Here is a 21147-nt window from a genome sequence, read left to right as displayed (position 1 = left end):
TCCGAAGGTCGCTTCGTACTTCGCAATAAGGCGTGTTCAAAGTCGTCCTGAACTTGTTTCAGGAACCCTCAGGACAAGTTAGCACGATGTTTAATTGCATGAGAGATGCCCAAATAAATTCGGCATGACGATATGTTATTCCAAAACTACCCCGTCTGGAGGCAGGGGGGCCACCATCCTGGCCACAAACATGGTATCTGCCTTATTTTCATAACCGGTTAACACCTTTATTTCTTCCAGCTGCAAGCCCAGTTGTTTGGTGATGAAGTTCACCGCGTCTTCATTCTCGGCTTTAAAGGCCGAGCAGGTGATGTAGATAAGTGGCTTGCCCGGTTTAAGATGTTTGGCTACGTTGGTAACAATAGCTTGCTGCAGGCGCTTAAAAAAGTCGGTTTTATGGATCTCGAACTGACTGATCATCTCGGGCGTGCGGCCCCAGGTGCCCGAGCCGCTGCAGGGCGCGTCCACTATAATGCCGTCAAATTCGTAGTTGTATAAAAGCTGCTCGTTGTTCTCGGTAAGGTCCATTACCTTTTTCTGGTACTTGCGCAGGCCCGCGTTTTGAAAACGTTCATCGAGGTTGGCCAGGATAGACTCGCGGATATCAGACACCACCAGTTTGATGTCGGGTTGCAGGCTATGCAGCAACAACGATTTACCGCCCGATGCCGCGCAGGCATCCCACCAGCTATCCCATTTCTGGGGCTTAAAGTAATTGGCCGTTTGCTGCGACGAAAGGTCCTGCACCTCAAACCAGTGCTGTTTGGGGAAGATGTTTTCGAGCCTCGTACCATTGGGCATAGATAAGCAGCCGTTACCTTCATCTTTGAAGGTAATACCGGCCTTGGTCAGTTCGGCCTTTACCTGTGTTTCAAAACCCTTGTTTACACGGATAAACAGATCAGGCTGTATAAAAAAAGATTTGAGGAAAGCGTCTTTATCAATTCCGGCAGAAAGCTGCTGTACCCAAGGGAACACGTCTTCAAGCTTAAAATCGGGATAAGTGGCTTTTATCAGATTTATTTTGTCGTCGATAGTAAAACCAACACAGGCTGCCCAATCGGGTTTAAAATGTTGAAGGAACGAATTTGACTGGCTGTTGCACAGAAACTCAGCTACCATCAAGCGGTCTTCGGCAGGCAATTTGGCGAGTGCACGGCCCAGGCGAAAATAGTTATAAATAAGCCTGCCTGCTACGCGGCGGTCAGTAGACCCCATTTGTTTGTTCTGGCGATAAAAGCCGGGTAAAAACTTACCTAAAGGCGTATCGGCAGGGTAGTCCCCTAATATTCGCTGAAACGTCTTTAACTGGTTAGTGGCTTTCATTGTACCTTCTTTAACTCAAAGTCTTCGTATTTAAGTATATCCACGTGAGTATTTATCCACCCCAGCCCCGGTTTTTTTACAAAATGAAAGCTGTTGTGTATGCCGGTAAAATCATCCAGATCGGGCTTGTTCATGTCTTCGCCATCGGCTAAAAGCTTGCCAAAATACATGCCGTGGTCAAAGCCTTTTATGGTAAATTCGGTAGGTTCAGCGTGATAAACTCTGCGGTAGCTTCGTAAAAAGTTATTTGTTTCAGCGCCTTTATAATCTATTTTATCGGTAGCGGTGATGTGGGTGTTCAGGCTTTGTAAAAGCGCGGCCTTTAAAAAGGCGAATTTATCCCAATTAGGGTGGCCAAATACCACCACGGGATAACTTTTTGAAAGGCTGCTCAACGCCCTAAGTGTTACCATTAAAAAGGCCTGTTTGGTAGAGGGTACCACAAATATATTTTCCTTTTCCGGCGATAGCTGAGCCATTATCGGCTCCAAATTGCCACGCGAAACCGTGATGGTAACTACCTGTATCTTCCGTTTGCCCAGGCTATCAATAGTGCGCTTAAAAGGCGAAGTGTATTGCTTTTCTTCGCTAAAGCCCGAGGTGAGTATAAATATTTTTTTTGGTTTGATCTCTTTGGCTATATACGTAGCCGCGCCTATTGCATGGTAAACCAATGGCGGCGTAATGGTAACCAACTTTTCGTTTTTGTATGTGGCCGGCCATGCGGGTGATAGCGGCGATACGATGGGCTTGCGCCAGCCAGTTAATGCCGAAGTGAAGCTTTTGATATCATCAGGGAAAACCGGGCCAACGATCAGGTCGCTTGCCTTAACCTGCGGGTTTAAGCCCAGGCTATGCGCCTGCGCGGCATCTGCCTTGCTGTCGAACACCTGCAGCCTGAAGTTGGCCCCTGTGAGGGTTATCGAATCAAGCGCCAGCTTAAAACCCTGGTAGTATTCAACCGACATGTTAGCCGATTTTAAACCTGCAGAAGTGTACTTTTGACCGGCCGCAGCATGGTCTAATCCAAGGGGAAGTATCAGTGATATAACAGAGGGTTTTATCTCCGGTATTTTCACCGGTTTTTCTTCAATTTTCTCTGTTTTTTTCGGATTTTTTTCAGTTTTTGTTTTTACAACAGGCGTAGGTACAGTACGCACTTTGGGCGAACATGCACCCATTATCAGCGCCGTTAAAACAAATATAAACCACTTATTCCCACTCAATTGTAGCCGGTGGTTTCGAACTGATGTCATATACTACCCGGTTAATTCCTTTTACGTTGTTGATGATCTCGTTTGAGATCTTTGCAAGCAGGTCATAAGGCAGGTGGCACCAATCTGCCGTCATCCCGTCTAATGATTCTACCGCACGCAGGCAAATCACGTTCTCGTAAGTGCGCTCATCGCCCATAACACCTACCGATTGTACCGGTAAGTAAATAGCGCCTGCCTGCCAAACTTTATCATAAACACCTGCCGAGCGCAAATTGTTGATATAAATCGCATCAGCCTGTTGTAATATGTCAACTTTTTCAGGCGTAATGTCGCCTAATATCCTGATAGCCAGGCCCGGGCCGGGGAAAGGGTGGCGGCCTAAAATATTAGGATCGATGCCCAGGGCCTTACCTACACGGCGTACTTCATCTTTAAATAAAGTGTTAAGCGGTTCAACAACCTTCAGCTTCATAAAATCGGGCAAACCGCCAACGTTATGGTGAGATTTGATGGTAGCCGAAGGACCCTTTACCGAAACCGATTCGATAACGTCGGGATAAATAGTGCCCTGGCCAAGCCAGCTTACACCTTGTACCTCGTGCGCGGCATCGTCAAACACTTCAATGAAAACCCGGCCAATGGCCTTGCGTTTCTTTTCCGGGTCGCTTACGCCTGCTAATGCATCATAAAAACGCTGTTTGGCGTCTATCCCCTTTATATTCAAGCCCATGTGCTGGTACGAATCAAGTACTGACTGGTACTCGTCCTTACGCAGCAGGCCATTGTCAACAAATATACAATGCAGGTTAGCGCCAATTGCCTGATGCAGTAATACCGCCGCTACAGAGGAATCTACACCGCCCGATAAACCTAATACCACCTTATCATCGCCCAGTTTAGCCTTCAGTTCGGCAATGGTAGTTTCAATGAAAGAATCGGGTGTCCAGTCCTGGCTGCAATGGCAAATATCAACTAAAAAGTTTTGCAGCAATTGCTTGCCATCTATGCTATGCGTAACCTCGGGGTGGAACTGTATGCCGTAGGTTTGTGTGCCGGTTATTTGGTAGGCGGCTACTTTTACGCTATCGGTACTTGCAATGATCTCGAAATCGCCGGCTATCCGGGCGATGGTATCTGCATGCGACATCCAGACCTGCGAACCTGTCGGAACATCTTTAAACAAAGGGTTATCCTGCTTTACAAAATCCAGGTTCGCGCGGCCATACTCGCGTGTACTTGATGCCAGCACCTCGCCGCCATGGAAATGCGCTATATACTGCGCCCCGTAGCAAACCCCCAAAATAGGGAGCGTTTTGTGGTGCCTGATAAACTCAAAATGCGGTGCATCTTCCTGGCGTACCGAATACGGACTACCCGAAAGGATAATACCTTTTACGCTTTGGTCAACTTCAGGAACTTTGTTAAAGGGATGGATCTCACAGTAGATATTGAGCTCCCTGACACGGCGCGCGATAAGCTGGGTAAATTGCGAACCAAAGTCAAGAATGAGGATTTTTTCTTGCATGGGCAAAGATAGGATTTTGAGCGGAAAAGTGAGGAAGGAAATTCAGTTTTGAAATTAATACTTGTCCTAAAAAATTATATTCGCTTGTAAATCTTCCGTTATGATAACGATACGCTTAGCTACATTTGATGATGTAGAAGAATTGCAGCAATTAATTAGCCTTTCGGTAAGGGGCTTAAGTGCACGTTATTATTCACAACCGCAAATAGACAGCGCTATCAAATATGTTTTTGGTATTGACAGCCAATTGATAACGGATGGTACATACTACGTGGCTGAAAAGGGCAATACAAAAGTAGGTTGCGGCGGCTGGAGCAAACGCAACACGTTATATGGCGGCGATCAACATAAAGATTTAGAAGATCCGCTGCTGGACCCTTCACAAGATGCGGCCAGGATAAGGGCATTTTTTGTACACCCAGATTATGCGCGCCAGGGTATAGGCCGTAAAATTATTAATGTGTGCGAGGATGCGGCTAAAGCTTACGGGTTTAAAAGTTTTGAACTTGGCGCTACATTGCCCGGAGTGCCTCTTTATGAAGCTATGGGATACACGGCGATTGAACGAATTGACGTTATCCTGCCCGATAAAGAATTATTAGGCGTCGTGAAGATGAAGAAAACTTAATTCAGCATGATCCTAAAAACTCGCCCCAATCCTTATAGCCTGGTTAGCACCGCCGGGGTTATTAAACGATGTGCCATACATCACCCTTAAACCTATATTGGTTTGAAAGCCTATGCCCAGTTCGGTGTAGTTTTTTAGCGTAGGGGTAGACAGGTAATTTATATTGATGATCTCCTGCAGTTTTAGCTTACGGATAAGCGGGATCTGATTGGTGATCAATCCACTGAAGTTATGCTCTAAATGCCCTTCCAGGTACTTATCCCCGGTGCTAAACCGGTAATAATCTAACAGCAGGAAACTGCTGATGCCGCCCTGGTAAAACAATACCTGGTTGCCGCTGAAATGCTTGTAATCGGTATAATAAATGTTTTTGGCATTAAAAAATTTACCCGCACCTACATAGAACGATGTTTTGCCATAAAAGCCCATCGGGATATCTGTTTTAGAAATATCGGCCGATAGCAGGTTGTAATCAGCATCAGAACCAAATACGTTTTTAACTGCTTTGGTAAAGCTTAGGCCAACAGTTGGATATTTTGATGGCAGATAGCGTTTGCCGGTGGGGTAGGTTTCGTACCGGTTGCTAAAATCGTAAGTGGTACGTACGCTAAATTTAAAAGACTGGTTCTCCGGGAACAGCGGCACATCTGCACCCGGACTAAGCGGGTTGTTGGATGTAAATTCGTGCCCTTTTGGATGGAAGAAACTATAATCGGTAGTATTTGACAAATACCTGCGGTTTGCCCATTCTGCACCGGCTGTTGCCTGCCAACCGCCGTAAATACGTTTAGACAAGGTTGCCGCTGCATATTGCTTTTGGTACAGCTTTTCAAAATTCTGCCGGTTCAGCAACGTATAAGCGGTATTCATTAACTGCGTAATAGGCTCATGGTTGTTCATGTCTATCACATCGCTTCCGCCGGCCAGGTTGAGCCTGAAAGAGCCGACAGGCATGGTTATACCACCGCTGGCATTAAACAGTTTGTTAGAGAAATCGTAACGCACTTTACCGTAAATACGAAGGTAACGGTTGTTTACGCTATCTATCTGTTTAGTGAACGAGCCGCCATACCCAAGCGCCAGCCCTTCAACAGTATTGTAGGATACCGAACTTAACAGGGAATTCAGGTTGTAGGTTTCATGCTGGTACCTGTTACGGTGGCGGTAGCCGCCCAGCAGCAATTTGCCTATGCTAACCTTGTTGTTCTCCTTATCAAGCGAGTCCAGGTAGGGTTTCGATTCGCGTTTGGCGGCCAGTACGGCTTTCTTTTGATAATCTGTTTTCTCTTCGCCGGTAAGTGGGATAGGCCTTTGCTGCTCCCAATAAACCGAATCTTTTTTGTTTACACCTTTTGTGATCCGTAATGTTTCGGTAAATTGTGTTTTGTCAAGCTTCGGGTTGATATTATAATCTTTATAAACCGAAATAAAATATCCGCCAAGTTTAAATCCGAACAGGCCGCCGGTAAATTCAAACTTCAGCGAGGCGGGCATCCAGGCGCTTCTGCTCACCGGGAAAAATTGTTCGCTAACTTTAAGCGTATCCACAAAATTGATGTTGGCTTTTTTCGTGATGAACAGGTCCAGACCCTGTATACGCCAACTATCTTCTAAAATATAAATATACCCGCTAAAGCAGGGGGCATAATCGTTACGCGGTATAACCCGTATCTTATTAATGGTTTCGCCGTTCTCTATGGCGGTGCCCGCATATTGATAGCGATAATATGATAACGCGTTATCCGCTATAGGCGATATTAGCGGGCGGTTGCTAAGCCCTTCCCAGTTTTGCAGGTTTTCGTAAAAGTTTACCTGCATATCTGATGCGCGGTTGAAAGTGAACGCCCGGTTACTGCCCGAGAATTTGGAGGATATGATCTCTTCGTGCACCTTGTCGGGACGCATAAAACTATATTTTGATTGCGATTCGGACAAGTAAACTATACCTGTGCGGTTAGAATCGAGGCCGTTTTCGCGGGCCATTTTCTGAACATCAAACCCCAGGAATTTTTTTGGTGCGGCCAGCAGCTTTTGCATTCCTTTTATATAAACCTCGGTGGTATAAGCCTGTACCTCATTCAAATAGGTTTTCCGTTTTTTTATCGCCTTGCGGATAATGGCGTATGCGGGGTCCTCGGCACCGGCGCGGATGGTTACCTCCTTTATCTGGTAATCTTCGGCCTTTAAAGTAATGTTGAGGGTTTGGGTCGTTTTCAGATCCAACAGCCGGCTCTCTTGCCGGTAGCCCATCGCACGGTATTGCACATCGTAACGGCCTGGTGTTAAACTTAATGTGTAGCTGCCATCGCTATTAGCCGATGTGCCTTTGGTGGTATTGCGCACATAGACGGTGGCAAAAGGGATGGCATTGCCGGCCTCGTCGGTTATTTTGCCCCGGATGGTAATATCCTGGGCGAAAATGGCAGATGTTAAAAATAGAAATATGATGAGCAGAAGGGGTGATCTCATAGAGGTGAATAAGCTTACGCTAAGTTGTGTAAATAGTTTAGATGTGCGTTGTTAAATTTTGTTAAACAAAAAGGCGTATTTATTTCTAAACACGCCTTTTTATGTCATGTACCTAACGGCACATCTTTTAGCTTATTTCAATATCTGCTCTATCTTTTCCAGTTCCTCCGATGAAAAATCAACGTTATCTAATGCTTTTAAAGAATCGGCCAATTGCGCCGGTTTGCTGGCGCCTATCAATACAGAAGTTACCCTGTCGTCTTTCAGCAGCCAGGCTAATGCCATTTGCGCAAGCGTTTGGCCGCGTTGTTCGGCTAAGGTATTCAGTTGCTTTATTTTTGCTATCACTTCGTCGGTAACCTGGCTTTCCTGCAAAAAGCCGGTTGATTTTGCCGCGCGAGAATCCTCAGGGATGCCATGCAGGTATTTATTGGTTAATAAACCCTGTGCCAGAGGCGAGAACGGGATACAGCCTACGCCGTCCTTTTCCAATACATCCAGCAGCCCTGCTTCGGGGTCGCGCACGAACATGGAATATTTGGGCTGATGAATTAAGCAAGGTGTACCCAAACGCTTTAATATGGTTATTGCAGCATCAGCTTCTTCGGCGTTGTAATTGGATATACCGGCGTATAATGCCTTACCCTGGCGAACGATCAGGTCAAGCGCGGCCATAGTTTCTTCCAGCGGTGTTTCGGGATCCGGGCGGTGGTGGTAAAATATATCCACGTAATCCAATCCCATGCGTTTAAGGCTTTGGTCAAGGCTTGATACGAGGTATTTTTTTGAGCCCCAGTCGCCGTAAGGGCCGTCCCACATGGTATAGCCGGCCTTGGTTGATATGATCATCTCATCGCGATACCCGCTAAAATCTTCCTTTAATATCTTCCCAAAATTGGTTTCGGCGCTGCCCGGTGGCGGGCCGTAGTTGTTGGCGAGGTCAAAGTGGGTGATGCCGCTATCAAAAGCCAGGTGCAGTATGCTACGGAAGTTTTCCATCACATCCACATGGCCGAAATTATGCCACAGGCCTAATGAAACGGCTGGCAGCTTTATGCCGCTTTTACCGCAACGGCGGTATTGCATTTTGTTATATCGTTCTTTGGAGGGTAGGTAGGTCATAATGGTTTTGTTTGAGGCTAAAATAGGGTTTCTGAACCGGGATTAAACTGATTTTTACGATTTACCAAAAAAATAATACCTCATCGCTACGTTTCCAGCAGTGACATATCATAATATCAAACTACCTCTGCCACTACAAACGTACTGCCTCCTACAAATACAAGGTCTTTATCGGTAGCATTTGCTTGTGCGGCTTGCAGGGCGGTTTTTACAGAGGGGTAAGTATTGCCATGCAAGTTAAAGCTCTCTGCTTTAAGCTTCAGGCTTTCCGCTTCCAGTCCGCGTGGTATATCCGGGCGGCAAAAATAATAGGTAGCGTCGGTTGGCATCATAGCTAACACTTTGCTGCTGTCTTTATCGTTTACCATGCCCATAACAAAATGCAGGTGTTCGTAATTAACAGCGGCGATATTTTTTAACACTTCAGTTATACCTTCGGGGTTATGGCCGGTATCGCAAATAGTAAGCGGGCTGCGCGATAAAACCTCCCAGCGGCCATGCAGGCCTGTTAATGTTTTTACTTGTTTTAATGCGGTGACGATATGTTCATCAGTAATAGTAAAGCCGTGTTTGCGCAGTTCATCCACAGCGGTTAAAACCGTGCGTACATTTTTTAACTGATAGCTGCCGGGCAGGTCGAGCTGGATGTGAAAGGGTGCATCGATCTCCATGTAATCCAAACTTTGGACTTCGGACTCACGGCTTCCGACTGCCTCTTTTACATTTGATGCAAATACCAGTTCCGCGTTTACTTCTTTTGCTTTATTGATGAATACTTCGGCCACTTCGGGCTGGTATTCCCCAATTATTACCGGGGTAGAGGGCTTGATGATACCCGCCTTTTCGGCGGCTATTTTTGGCAATGTATCGCCCAATAGATTCATGTGGTCCCAGCCGATATTCGTGATAACGGACAACAGCGGATTGATGACATTGGTAGAATCCAGCCGCCCCCCCAAACCAACCTCTACAATGGCGATATCTACCTGCTCCTTCGCGAAAAAGTCAAATGCCAGGGCAACGGTCATTTCAAAAAACGAGGGCTGTATCTGCTCAAAATCATGTTTATGCAACGCCACGAAATCAATAACGGCTTGCTCACTGATCATCGCGCCATTTATCCGGATGCGTTCGCGGAAATCTTTAAGATGCGGCGAAGTATATAACCCTGTTTTATAACCGGCGACGTGTAATATAGCCGCCAGCATATGCGACGTTGACCCTTTGCCATTGGTACCCCCCACATGTACGCTTTTAAACTTATGCTGCGGGTTATTTACAAAATTCAATAAAGCAATGGTGTTGGTCAGGTCGGCCTTATATGCGGATGCCCCTACGCGTGTAAATAAGGGTAATTGCGTGTAAAGATAATTGATGGTGGCTTTGTAGTCCATGGTCCATAGTCCATAGTCAATGGCTATGGCTGGTAATGCAAACTTAAAACAATTTTACTATGGTCTATCGTCCATTATCTATGGACTTGATTTTAATGTCGCTTAAACACAAAAGTTTGTGTGTAGGTTTGTACGTCGCTCGCGTTGGCCGAGGCGCTCACCTTCGCACTCAGAACGGCTTGTATACACTTATTTACCACGTCGCCATCAAGCAGCGTAGAGCCGCGGCCTACATTGGCATAAATAACATTGCCACTTTTATCTATTCTAAACTCAATTACTACTTTACCTTCAGCATTGCCGATATCAGGTTTGGCGGGAGGTCGCGAAAAGTTACGCGCGGTTAATGAATTACCGCCATTTCCGGATCCTGTTCCGTTATAATTATCGGTTAGGGTAGTTCCAGTTGTTTTGCCCTGGTTGCCCGGTGTGCTGCCGGTACCGTCACCTTCGCCGGTACCATTATTGGTCTTGCCTTTATAAAGGGCGTTTTGGTTCACAGTTGGCTTAGCCTCGGTTTTGGTGGTTGGCTGTGTGGCAACATTTGTACTTGGCTTTTTACTGTTTGCTGTTACTTCGGGTGCGTCTTCGTTGTCTTGAGTAACTACGTTTTTATCGCTGTTATCTACCTGTGGTTTTTCTTCGGTAGGCGGGGCAGGGGTTACCTTATCGGGTTTGGTGTTGTTGGCCTTTTCCGCTGCTGAGGGTTCTTCAACACTCATGTAATCACTGCCTGATCCTTCGTCAACCGTGCCATAATTAACCAGGATACCGCCTGTACCGTCCTCCTGTTTTACCGGCATCTGGAAAACGATAAAATAGCACAGGGCTATTACCACGCCAAGTATAATGCCTGTGGCGGCAAATGCTTTTGGATAATTATTTTCTTCCCTGTAGTCCATTTTTATTCAGTTTGCAGTTGGCGGTTGGCAATTGGCAGTTCGGTAATTTTAGTAAGCTGCAAACGCATAACTGCCAACTTCCTATCTATGGTTTAGGTTCTGTTGCCAGTACCAGTTTTATATTCAGTTTTTGTGCTATATCCATTACCTGTACCACATCCTGTATGGCAACGGTACGGTCTACATAAAGTACAATGGTCAACTCGGTTGCCAGCGATTTATAGCTTTGCAATGTGGGCTGCAACTGGTCTACCGGTACCTGCTTTTTATCAATGGTATAATTCAGATCCTTATCAATAGATACATTGATGGTTTTTTTTGATACGGATTGCCCGCTTGATGATTTAGGCAGCATCAGCTTTATTACGTTGGGGTTGGTTACCGTTGACGCGATCAGGAAAAACAAAAGCAGGAAGAACATGATATCGTTCATGGCCGAAGTATGCACTTCTGCTGATGCGCCTTTATGTCTTTTTCTTAAGTTCATTTGCTTGGTTCTTCTAACAGGTCTATAAATTCAATAGCGTCGGTTTCAAGTTTCAGTATCACCTTGTCAACCATCATATTTAAAATATGGTAGCATACATAAGCAAGCAGACCTACGAATAAACCCGCCGCCGATGTTACCATTTTTACATATAAACCACCTGATATAACACCCATACTGATGTTATCGGTTTTGGATATATCATAAAATATCTTGATAACCCCTGCAATGGTACCCAGGAAACCAAACATGGGGGCTATACCGGCAACTATACCGATGATACCTATGTTTTTTTCCAATTTCGATACTTCCAGTTTACCTACGTTCTCGATAGCGCCCTCAATATCTTTTATAGGGCGGCCAATACGCAATAAGCCTTTCTGCAACATACGGCCCAGAGGCGAGTTGCTGTTACGGCAAATGGCTATCGCCGATTGCAGATCGCCCGAATGGATGCTGGAGCGCACCTGGGTCATTAAATGCGATTCATCCTTTGATGCCTTGCGGATGGTAAAATAGCGTTCAAAAAATATAACGAGTGCAAGTATAAGTAACAGGCCGATGGGTAACATAATCCAGCCACCTTTTATCAGCAAATCGCCAAAGCGCAGTTCTTCATCGGGTATTGCGGCCAGCTGTTGTGTGGCCTGGTGCGCGGTATCAATTAGTTTTTGGGTGGTATCTGCGGCAACCTGCAATAATAGCATCATAGTTTTTGTTTAATTCGTTAGTGTAACAATGTATCCTGGTAGGAATATTCTTTATTTTTTTATTCGTGTAATGTAGATCTGGTCTTGTGTGAACTTACCCGTGTTGAGTATCTTGTCATAAGCACTGGTAGCATCAGCTTTAAGTTTAAATGTGCCCAGCGAAATGTTATACTTTTTGCCGGGAACGCCATTCGCAATATGCGCCTGAAATCCTTTTGCTTCAATTTTATTTATTTCCTCGTTTGCTTTTGCCAGCGTTTTAAACGCGCCCGCTAATATTTCATAACGCGGACCGGTGATAACATTGTTTACCGCGGTGTCCGTTTTTGCTAAGGTATCTTTTACCGTGGCTGTTTTCGCCGCAGCGGTGGTATCTGTTATTGGCGCTGTTTTGCCGGTATCCTTAGCGGTCGTATCGTCAACAGGCTCAATCTTCGCATTTACAACGGTTTCTTTTTTTACCGGGGTTTGTGATTTAAACTCACCCTGATCAAATATTGATACACCACCATACCTGTTTACCAGGAACACAACCAGCGCGGCAAACAACAGCGCCAGTATCACAAAAGTTATTCTCGACCTTTTGCGCTTTTTGCCGGATAACGCTACCAGGTAAGCTTCGTGTTCCTCATCGGTTTCAAATGTCAGCTCACTCTGTTGCTGCTGCGGCGCTACCGAAGCAGTGTATTCTTCTTCCACCGGTGTATCGGCGGCATATGGTTCGGGTGTACCCCGTTCTGCACGGTCGCTTCCTAATTTATGAATGGTTACCGGCTGATACGCAAAAAAATCAGGATCGGTGCTCATATCAGTGTTCGGCCTGAATAGCAACCTGGAGTCGCCGGTGTAAAACCAGCCCAGGTCTGCCAGCGGCGCTTCACCCATCTGTGCCTGCAGCTTTACGCTATTAACAAATTTTTCGGTGAAATATTTTGATGATGCCAGCGAAATGTTCTTTTTATCTGCAATATATTGAGGCAATGTATCATCGTCTATCGATTGCGGATCAAATTGTACGTTGTGGGCGGGCGGATAAAACTTGCCCTCGTCGTCGTTATAATAACCGTTTATGCGTGTATGCGCAAAATAACCTAACCCTGGTACACTTACGTCGCCATGTTGCGCCAGCAGTTCGCTTATAAAATAGCCTACATCCATTCGCTAAAAGTACGGATAATTATAAAACATCAAAAAGCTTAAAACGCGTAGCCTACGCCGCCAAATATATTAAACCCGTAATTTGGGTAATAGAGCCATGTTTTGCTACTGGCGTTAAGGATATTGTTTGCCTGTATAAATACCGAAAGCTGTTTATTAACCTTATAGGTTGCACCGCCGCTCAGGTCGGCAAATGATGCAACCTGGGTGTAAACAGGGGCCGAAGGCGTACTGCCGGCTACCAACAGCGGGTCCTGCGTGCTGCCGCGGAACAATAATGACCCGTTAATATCAACCTTATCGTTTATGTGGATGCTTGTACCGGCCGTAAGTATAAATTTAGGCAGGTTCCAGGGCTGCGCTTCGGTAGCCATTTTGTAATCTTTGATCTCAACACGGCCGTATATATTTACGTCTTCGGTGGCTTTAAAATCAAGCTCGCCATTAAAGCCGCTCACACGGGCATCACCATTATCATATATTACCTGGTATTTGTTAAAGGTAGCCGCAAAGTTGTTTACAAAAAGCGGCAGATTTTTTATGCTGTTGCGATATATAGCCGCTTTAAAGCCAAGGCCGGGCGCCAATGTGCCTTTTAAGCCAACGGTAACATCAAGCTTATCTACAGAATTTATCAGGGCGATGTTTTCGCCTAGGAAAGGGTTTATATCGGTAAATTCTTTGAGCGACGCACGGTTAATATCCCCTTTGGCTTCGGCAAAAAGGCGAACATATTTCGGCACCACCTGAAACTCAAGCTTCGCCGCCGGGAATATGTAAAAGCGCGATGACACACCAAACTCCTTGGCTATATTTACACCCGCGTCAATTTTATAGTTTTCGCCCTGGAATTTTATATAGGGGTTAGCCCTTATAATGCTGTTGTTGTTTGAGTAAGCCACATCCTTTTGTGTAGCCAGATCTAAAGAGGCACTTAAACCGGCATAAAACTGCTTAACCGTTTTGTTTAAAAAACCACTCACTACAACGCTGTTTTCTTTAGCGCTAAAGGCATTGCTGAATATATACCCCTTAAACTTTGCCGCATAGGTAAAGGCGTTTTCTTCGTCCGTAAAGTTCTTTGCTATCTCGCCCTCGGCACCTATGGTGTTAAAGGTTTGTTTTGCGGGGTCGAAGTTAACCGGCGGGTTATCCTGATCTATCCCGTAAAAGTAGGTTTGATGGCGGTTATAGGTTAAACGGCCGGTAAGCGTGTTTTCTGCGTTTATACTTTTACCAAATACGCCAACTTCCTGCCTGCTATCGTTCTGCTTGCTTATAGCGCTGCCGCCTTGTGCAAAGTGTTTAAAAAATCCGCCAACCTGAAGGGCCTGGTCTCTGCCATTGCCGAAGTACCCTTCTGCAAAAGTGGTTTTCATGCTGCCGAAACCGATCTTTGCAAAGTTATTCAGCAAAGCCGAATCCTGCTCGGCCGGGCGTTTCATCGCGTCAAGTTGGCGTATATTATTATCCTGTGAAAGCTTTTTGTCGATAGGAGAATAGCTTAACGGCGCTTTGTACGGCGATTTATCCTCCAGATCGGGGTTGCGCCGAATTTTTACCGCTTCGGCCAAAACCGGTTTGTACGATGTAGTCACTACAATTTCTTGGGCCAGGCTGCTGCCACTAGTAGGTGTGTTGCCATTTTTAGTGGTATCGGCAGCGGGCACTTTTGCCGCTGCATCACCTAAAGTTTTGGCGTTCGCTTTTTTGGCAGACGAACTTTTCGCCGTTTGTTTTTTTGTTGTGGGTTTCTTTGTTTGTGCGCCGGCAGGAACAAAGTATAATACCATTAATAAGGTAAGCAGTGTTACGGTGTATCTCTTGGTCATTGCTTGTCTTTTTCTATTGTTCTTTGTTTTCCTGTTTGGTTTGTTCGGTTGCAGCTGGTTCGGCAGCCGCAGGTTTCTCGTTAGCAGGGTTAGCCTGTTCAGCCTTCTGCGGCTCCAGCACATTCATTTTCTGCCGGGCTGTATTCAAAATATCATCATCGCCTTTGTAGTTATCAATAATACTTTGTAAGGTTGCCTTAGCCTGGAAGATATCTTTCAGCCCCACATAATTATCAGCCAGTAAAATATAGGCTTTAGCTACCCAGTAATCATAATTAGGCAAGTCCTTAACCAGATCAAAACAGGTTTTTTGCGATGCCTTGTATTTGCCCTGCAGGTATTCAATGTTTGCAATATTGTATTTGGCTTCGGCTGCGGCCACGGTTTTGGTATTGCTAACGGTGTAGTTCAACTCTTTTACAGCAGCAGTGGTATCGCCCCTTTGAAGGTAAGCTTTACCGGCGTATAGCCCGGTTTTGAATTTTTCTTCCTGCGATGATTTCTCATTATCACGTATCAGCTTTACGTATTTCAAAACATCGTCGGGCATGTTTATCTGCGAGTAGCATATCAGCAGGTTGTTAACCGCGAAGGTGTAATCTGCCTGGTACTCAGAGTTTGTTTCCAGCCTTTTCAAAAATACAATTGCATCGTTATACTTCTTCTGGTTCATGTACAACTTGGCCATGCTGATAAGCGATTTTTCGCTGTATGCGCTTGTCCAGTCGTTAAGTATAACGTTATAATCAACCACAGCCTCGTCGGTTTTACCCAGGCTGGCCAGGCTTTGCGCACGAATAAACCGCGATTGTTTTTCATAGATCTGTTTGGTCGGGAATTTATCAAAATAAGCGTTAACCGCATTTACAGTACCCTGCCAATCGCCTTTTAAATAAAGGTTGTTGGCGGCAGTGTATAAAATGCTTTCCTGTTCGGCGGTGGTGTAATTGCCTATTGCAGTTGAGTTGGCATAGTTTAAGAACGACGAGGCATCACCTTTATCAGTATATATCTTTTCAACCTGTTTTAATGCCTGTTTAGCTTCGTCAGAAGACGAGTAATCCGATACGACCTTTTTAAACGATTCGGTAGCGGCATCGTCGTTGCCTGCGTTATAGTCTATTAAGCCGATGGTGGTATAAGCGCGTGGTATATAGCTGCTGCGCGGATACTTTTGTATCATAGCGTTCAGGTCGGCCCTGGCGCGCTCGCCGTCGTTTTTCAGAAAGTAAGCATAGGCTATCTCAAAGGCAGCGTCATCAGCATAATCCGAATTCGGGAACTGGCTCAACAGGTTGTTCAGCGTGCTGATCTTAGCATCCGGGTTACCCTGCAATCCTTGTATTATACCGCGCTGAAATAAGGCGTATTGCTGCCCCTGGCTATGGCGGGCAATAATGCGGTCGTAGTTTTCTAAGGCGTTGCCATAACTCTTTAATGCAAAGTAGCTATCACCCAAACGGCTTATAGCATCGTTCTCGGTGCTTTGGTCTTTTACATCGCCCCGCAAAAATTTCTCAAAGTAATTGGCGGCCTTGCGGTATTGCTCATCGTAAAAAGCGGCGTAAGCAAGGGCATAATTGGCAAAATTGGCTACATCGGTCTCTTTGGACTCCGGCATTCTCAAAAACTCTTCAAAGTTTTCTACCGACTCGGTGTATTTGCGTACCTCATACATCGATTCGGCCATCCAGTAAAGGGTTAAAGCCTTTATTTTTGTATCAACCGGGTTTTGTAACGACCGTAGGAAAATGCCGATGGCGTTTTCGAAGGCGCGCTCGTTGTAAAACTCCAGTCCGCGGAAATAAGTCACTTTTTGGTAAGCTATCTGCGCGCTTTCAGATTTGTTGGGGATGGGCTCTAATATTTCTACAGCCTCTTTGTAATTCTTAGAGTTTAACAAAGCTTCGCCCAATAATATTTTAACGTCTCCCGTACGGGCTGACCGGGGGTAATTTTTCAAATACTGGCGGGTAGCTATCAGTGCCTCGTTATTAAAATCAAGTTCGTATGATAGTTTGGCATATTCATACAAGGCATCCTCTTGCAATTGGGCATCGTAATTTAATTTTGACGCGGTACGGAAAGCGTTGCGTGCGCTTTGCTTATTGTTCATTTTCAGGAACACGTCGCCTAAAGTATAGCTGCCGCTTTGGCTGTAATTATCATTTTGCGCCACCAGTTTTTCTAAAACAGCAGCGGCCTTACCATAGTTGCCCACTTTATAATATGCATAACCTATCTGGTAGCTATCCTGGGTGTTTTGGGTACGGCCATTATCGGCGTTTTCAAAGCGGCTGTAGTACTCAACGGCTTTATCATAGTTAGCCTTTGCAAAATACGATGCCGCAATAATACGCAGCATTTCGGTCTCGTTTTGTTGCTTTGTGCTATTGATGATGGGTATAGCGTAGTTAAGTACATCATCGTACCGCTTATCTAAAAAATAAACGGCGGTAATGTAATAAGGATAACTGCTTTCGTATTTTTTCGAATTTTTTAACCTTTCGAAATTAACCAGCGCCAAATGGTAGTCTTTATTTAAGTAGGCTATATAGGCAAAGTAATAAACGGCATCGTCAGTAAACGGCGATCGCTTGTTTTTTACCTCACCAAATAAAAGTTGCGCGTTCTTGTAGTCGTTTGTGATGAAGTAGGCATAACCTTTTCTGAACTTATACTCGGTATTTTGTGCGCCGTTCAGGTCAACCGCGTCAACTTTATTAAACCAAACCAGCGCCTCGGTATACTTTCCCTGCTTAAAATACGATTTGCCCACCTGAAAGTATGCCTGTTTGGCAAGCGGGTTTTCGGGGTGCTCTTTTATGAAGCGGGTTAACATACTTTCGGCATCGTCGTTGCCAAGCTCTAAGGCGCAAAGGGCTTCGTAGTATTGCGCGTTTTCCTTAAGTAAGGAAAGCTCTGATTCAAATTTTGATTGCTGACCGGTTTTTAATTTTATTTGCTCAACCAGGCGAAACTGCTCGGCAGCGGCAGCATACTTACCCATGGCCATCAGGTTATTCGCATTTTGGTAAGTGCGGTTGGTGTGGAAGGATGGGTTTTGCTGCGCCAGCGCAGGCAAGGCTAAAAATACCGGTGCAATAAAGGTGATGTATCTAAGTTTGATCATAAAGGCAATAATGATGATGCTAAAATAGCTAATCGCAAAAATGCAATCCACATTAGTAATTAACAAGTGTGGATAAGCACTTTTTTTAAACGATGTTACTTATTGCAATGGTATGCTTGTGGAAAACTTTATATAACAATGTAATAGCCCGGTAATAATTATATAACCCGTTACGCGGTTAAAAATAATTGCATCGCTTAAAGCGTTTTGCAAGAGTATGTTAAGGAAAATTCGTGTTTTTTTATGGTTGCCTTTGTTAATAACGGGGCTGTTAGCATTTAAGGCGGCCCCGCCGCCAATCACTTATATTACCCTGCAAAATCCGGCACTTAAATTAACCCCAACTGAATTTTATATTGGCGATGTTATTGACGAACGCAAGGAAATTAATACCATCGGCAGTTTGCAACCGGTAGTAAATAATATTGGCGGCAATGTTGTTCGGCCTTATAGTATAGATATAAAAGGTGGTTTTACAGCTTTAAAAAGCTTTATAAGTAATGCGCTGCCTGCTAATAAGCATTATCGCCCGGTAATTGCCAGGCTAAAAACACTGAAGGTTGCCGAAGCGCCGGTAAATGGAGGAATGGTGAAAGGGGATATTAAACTTTCAATTGCTTTTTACCTGGAAAAAGCTGACGATCCGGTTTTTCTTGTTGATTATAATACAACAACCAACTACCAGCGCAAGCCCGGTCCTGCACAACAAATAGAGCCCCTGATAAACAGCGCGCTTGGCAATAGCCTTGTATACTTAAATGATTGGGTCAACACAGAGGCTGCCGGGAACATTAAATTGGCTAAAGGAGTGAAGGTGAGTTTTACAGAATATACCGAACCTGTAGAGGGGGACACGATTTATTATCATGTTGACCGCCCCTTACGATGGATTGATTTTAAGGGGAGAAAGCGAATAGGCAGCAAAAACGCCGCCGAGATTTTTGCAGGCCTTGGTTACGATCAGGATGCAAAACTGGTTAACGGTGTAGTAAATGTTACTTTGGCAATGAAGGTATACGCACCTAAAAGCGCCTGCGGGGTAAATACGGATGCTTTAAATGACTATAACTTAACCCACGAACAGCACCATTTTGACATAGCCAGGCTGGTTGCCGAACATTTTAAACAAAAAATCAAGGGTTCGGGTATGACACCGGATAACTATGAGGCCACTATAAATATGGCCTATATTGATGCCTTAAGAGAGATGGGAGATTTGCAAAAGCAATACGATACGGAAACCGCGCATAGCGCAAATGCTTATCAGCAACAGTTATGGAATAAACGTATTGATAAAGAGTTGGCTGGCCTTGGAATAAAACCAGGATTGCTTTAAGCTGCTGCCGTAGTAGTTAGATGCCTTTTTATAGAATTAAGCAATACGTTGATATCGAAGGGCTTTTCTATAAAATCGTTGGGGCCGTTTTCCTGGTTTAAGCTGCTGCCCACATTGTGGCTTGCCGAAATCATTATAACAGGTATATTGTGTGTACCGGCTTCTTTTTTTAGCGCCTGGCAAAGCTCGCGGCCGTCTAAATTGCCAAGCATAATATCAAGCAAGATAAGATCGGGATGCTTATTGTGTATTGTTTCCATCAATAACCGGCCATCTGTTAATGTGTCTACTTTATAACCCGAATCTTCGAGTATAAATTGTAAGACCTCTAATATATCTTTATCATCATCCACCGCTAAAATCCGTCTCATTGTGTTTTATTTAAAGTAAGTATCTGTATAATATCGAATTACAGGAGCAAAACTTATACCAAACAAGCCGTTCTTGCGCAATTAATGTGGCTTCTTCAAAATGTACCTTGATTTTTTACAGTTGGCGCAGAAATATCGCTTAAGAGGTAAAAAGAAAAATAAATTTTTGACGAACCAATTTCTGTGAAGCTGGTGATGAAATAAATTGCCGCATTTAGGGCAGGGGGTGCTGGGCATTTTGGCTGAATGATTCAAGTTGTTACTGCTGCTATAGGGATATAGTAGATACGTTAAAAATAATCGTATGGTTTGCTGTTAAAAATAGTGGGGGAGTACAAATATGCAATTAAATATCGAAAAACAGCCGAACCGGCATATAAAAAGTTGCAGTAGGTGGGATATTCAACAACATTGCCAACGGCCCGTAGCGCTGCGCTGAAAAGTTAAATTGTTGTAAACCAAATGTTAATGCAGTGATTTTCTCTTGAAAATTCCTTAATTTTTTTGAAAAAATTAAAGTAATTTCCATAAAAAAAGGTCCTGTTAAAGCAGGACCTTTTTTTATTTTGATGAGGATAATTAACTCCAAAGATTGGTTGGGTATGTACCGTTTTGTACCAATTCTGATATTGATTTTTGAACGATGGGCTTATCTTCCTTATAAGTAACCCCAAACCATTTGGTGGCCGTTGGTATAACTTTAAAAGATGCGGTTCCGCTTTTGATCAGCTCGTCGGCAACCAAAGGGATAAAAAATTCTGCCTTCGGGTTCGTTTTATTTGCCTCAACAAATTTTTTGAAAAGCTCCATGCTCTGGCCAAAAACAGCCGGCGTAAATCCCCAAAAATTCATAGATACGCGGGTATCATTGGCAAGGGCATGTTCGCCGGTTGCATCTTTATAAGCTACAGTACCGTCTTCTTTGAAATACACTTCCGTACGTTCGGTTACTTCGGTCATGTTACCGTTCTCGTCAACGGCGCATACGCCGCGCGATACCGTGCCATGTTCTGACAGGGTTTTATCTATCTGGTAGCCAATAATCGCGTACTTATCATCCGCTACTTCGGTAGTTAAAAACTTAGCCATTTTGTCGAAGGCATCAAAACCGTAATAATCGTCAGCATTAATAACGCAGAAAGGCTCGTTTACCTGGTTGCGTGCGGCCAATACCGCATGCGCGGTGCCCCAGGGTTTTGCCCGCTCTATGTTTTCCGGTATGCCGAATGGCTCCAGGTCGTAATTCTGAAAAACATAATCCGTTTCGATACGGCCCTTTAATTTTGGCTCAAATATGGCTTTAAAGTTTTCGGCAAATTCCTCGCGGATGATAAAGCTTACCTTACCGAAGCCCGCTTTTATAGCATCGTAAATAGAATAATCGATAATAGTTTCGCCGTTAGGGCCAAAGCCGTCAACTTGTTTCATGCTGCCGTAGCGGCTGGCCATTCCTGCGGCCAAAATTAATAGTGTAGGTTTCATGCTTAAAGTAGGGTATAGATGTTTGTGTAATACACAAGGTTAAATGTGTATAAAT

The 21147-nt window shown here is 44.6% G+C and carries 17 protein-coding genes; 2 read left to right on the top strand and 15 right to left on the bottom strand.

Annotated elements, in window-relative coordinates; genetic code table 11:
- Nucleotides 1–135: 135 nt before the first annotated feature.
- From HDC91_RS08465 to guaA, 3 genes are read right to left on the bottom strand one after another with little or no spacing between them, the layout of a single operon-like run.
- On the bottom strand, nt 136–1326 hold the full coding sequence (locus HDC91_RS08465; RefSeq protein WP_183550466.1) for an RsmB/NOP family class I SAM-dependent RNA methyltransferase: 1191 nt from the start codon (nt 1324–1326) through the stop codon (nt 136–138).
- Nucleotides 1323–2582, bottom strand: coding sequence for an ABC transporter substrate-binding protein (locus tag HDC91_RS08460; RefSeq protein WP_183550463.1), 1260 nt, complete (start codon nt 2580–2582; stop codon nt 1323–1325). The genes HDC91_RS08465 and HDC91_RS08460 overlap by 4 nt, the downstream gene beginning before the upstream one ends.
- Nucleotides 2539–4068: a glutamine-hydrolyzing GMP synthase gene (guaA, locus tag HDC91_RS08455; protein ID WP_162431284.1), complete on the bottom strand. Its 1530-nt coding sequence runs from the start codon at nt 4066–4068 to the stop codon at nt 2539–2541. Before guaA ends, HDC91_RS08460 begins: the two co-directional genes overlap by 44 nt.
- Before the next feature lie 100 nt (nt 4069–4168).
- Here guaA and HDC91_RS08450 point away from each other — a divergent pair, with 100 nt between their 5' ends.
- Nucleotides 4169–4696, top strand: coding sequence for a GNAT family N-acetyltransferase (locus tag HDC91_RS08450; RefSeq protein ID WP_183550461.1), 528 nt, complete (start codon nt 4169–4171; stop codon nt 4694–4696).
- A gap of 12 nt (nt 4697–4708) precedes the next feature.
- On the opposite strand, the gene HDC91_RS08445 is transcribed toward HDC91_RS08450, so the two are convergent.
- From HDC91_RS08445 to HDC91_RS08405, 9 genes are all read right to left on the bottom strand, one after another.
- A complete protein-coding gene (locus tag HDC91_RS08445; protein WP_183550459.1) occupies nt 4709–7165 on the bottom strand; it encodes a DUF5686 and carboxypeptidase regulatory-like domain-containing protein in 2457 nt (818 codons plus the stop codon).
- A 132-nt stretch (nt 7166–7297) separates the two neighbouring features.
- Nucleotides 7298–8287: an L-glyceraldehyde 3-phosphate reductase gene (gene mgrA, locus HDC91_RS08440; RefSeq protein WP_183550456.1), complete on the bottom strand. Its 990-nt coding sequence runs from the start codon at nt 8285–8287 to the stop codon at nt 7298–7300.
- Nucleotides 8288–8403: 116 nt separating this feature from the next.
- On the bottom strand, nt 8404–9681 hold the full coding sequence (locus HDC91_RS08435; protein WP_183550453.1) for a folylpolyglutamate synthase/dihydrofolate synthase family protein: 1278 nt from the start codon (nt 9679–9681) through the stop codon (nt 8404–8406).
- Between the two features lie 92 nt (nt 9682–9773).
- On the bottom strand, nt 9774–10583 hold the full coding sequence (locus HDC91_RS08430; RefSeq protein WP_183550450.1) for an energy transducer TonB: 810 nt from the start codon (nt 10581–10583) through the stop codon (nt 9774–9776).
- A gap of 85 nt (nt 10584–10668) precedes the next feature.
- Complete coding sequence (locus HDC91_RS08425; protein WP_183550447.1) at nt 10669–11070, bottom strand: biopolymer transporter ExbD; 402 nt, start codon at nt 11068–11070, stop codon at nt 10669–10671.
- Nucleotides 11067–11780 carry a MotA/TolQ/ExbB proton channel family protein gene (locus HDC91_RS08420; RefSeq protein WP_162431291.1) on the bottom strand — a complete coding sequence of 238 codons (714 nt, stop codon included), beginning with the start codon at nt 11778–11780 and terminating at the stop codon, nt 11067–11069. The genes HDC91_RS08425 and HDC91_RS08420 overlap by 4 nt, the downstream gene beginning before the upstream one ends.
- A gap of 51 nt (nt 11781–11831) precedes the next feature.
- Nucleotides 11832–12938, bottom strand: coding sequence for an SPOR domain-containing protein (locus HDC91_RS08415; RefSeq protein ID WP_183550444.1), 1107 nt, complete (start codon nt 12936–12938; stop codon nt 11832–11834).
- Nucleotides 12939–12976: 38 nt separating this feature from the next.
- Nucleotides 12977–14770, bottom strand: coding sequence for a hypothetical protein (locus HDC91_RS08410; protein ID WP_183550441.1), 1794 nt, complete (start codon nt 14768–14770; stop codon nt 12977–12979).
- A gap of 13 nt (nt 14771–14783) precedes the next feature.
- Nucleotides 14784–17903 carry a tetratricopeptide repeat protein gene (locus HDC91_RS08405; RefSeq protein ID WP_183550439.1) on the bottom strand — a complete coding sequence of 1040 codons (3120 nt, stop codon included), beginning with the start codon at nt 17901–17903 and terminating at the stop codon, nt 14784–14786.
- Nucleotides 17904–18120: 217 nt separating this feature from the next.
- Between HDC91_RS08405 and HDC91_RS08400 the strand changes: the two genes are divergently transcribed.
- On the top strand, nt 18121–19239 hold the full coding sequence (locus HDC91_RS08400) for a hypothetical protein (RefSeq protein ID WP_183550436.1): 1119 nt from the start codon (nt 18121–18123) through the stop codon (nt 19237–19239).
- On the opposite strand, the gene HDC91_RS08395 is transcribed toward HDC91_RS08400, so the two are convergent.
- The 3 genes from HDC91_RS08395 to HDC91_RS08385 form a co-directional block, all read right to left on the bottom strand.
- Nucleotides 19236–19610, bottom strand: a complete 375-nt coding sequence (locus HDC91_RS08395) for a PleD family two-component system response regulator (protein WP_183550434.1) — start codon at nt 19608–19610, stop codon at nt 19236–19238. The two genes, HDC91_RS08400 and HDC91_RS08395, sit on opposite strands and share 4 nt — an antisense overlap.
- Before the next feature lie 346 nt (nt 19611–19956).
- Nucleotides 19957–20199 (bottom strand): hypothetical protein, encoded by a 243-nt coding sequence (locus HDC91_RS08390; RefSeq protein ID WP_183550431.1) that lies wholly within the window; start codon nt 20197–20199, stop codon nt 19957–19959.
- Nucleotides 20190–21092, bottom strand: coding sequence for a sugar phosphate nucleotidyltransferase (locus tag HDC91_RS08385; protein ID WP_183550428.1), 903 nt, complete (start codon nt 21090–21092; stop codon nt 20190–20192). The genes HDC91_RS08390 and HDC91_RS08385 overlap by 10 nt, the downstream gene beginning before the upstream one ends.
- Nucleotides 21093–21147 lie beyond the last annotated feature (55 nt).

Origin of the sequence: Mucilaginibacter sp. AK015 (assembly GCF_014200785.1) — a bacterium.
GTDB lineage: Bacteria > Bacteroidota > Bacteroidia > Sphingobacteriales > Sphingobacteriaceae > Mucilaginibacter.
This window is presented reverse-complemented; position numbering and strand designations above follow the sequence as displayed.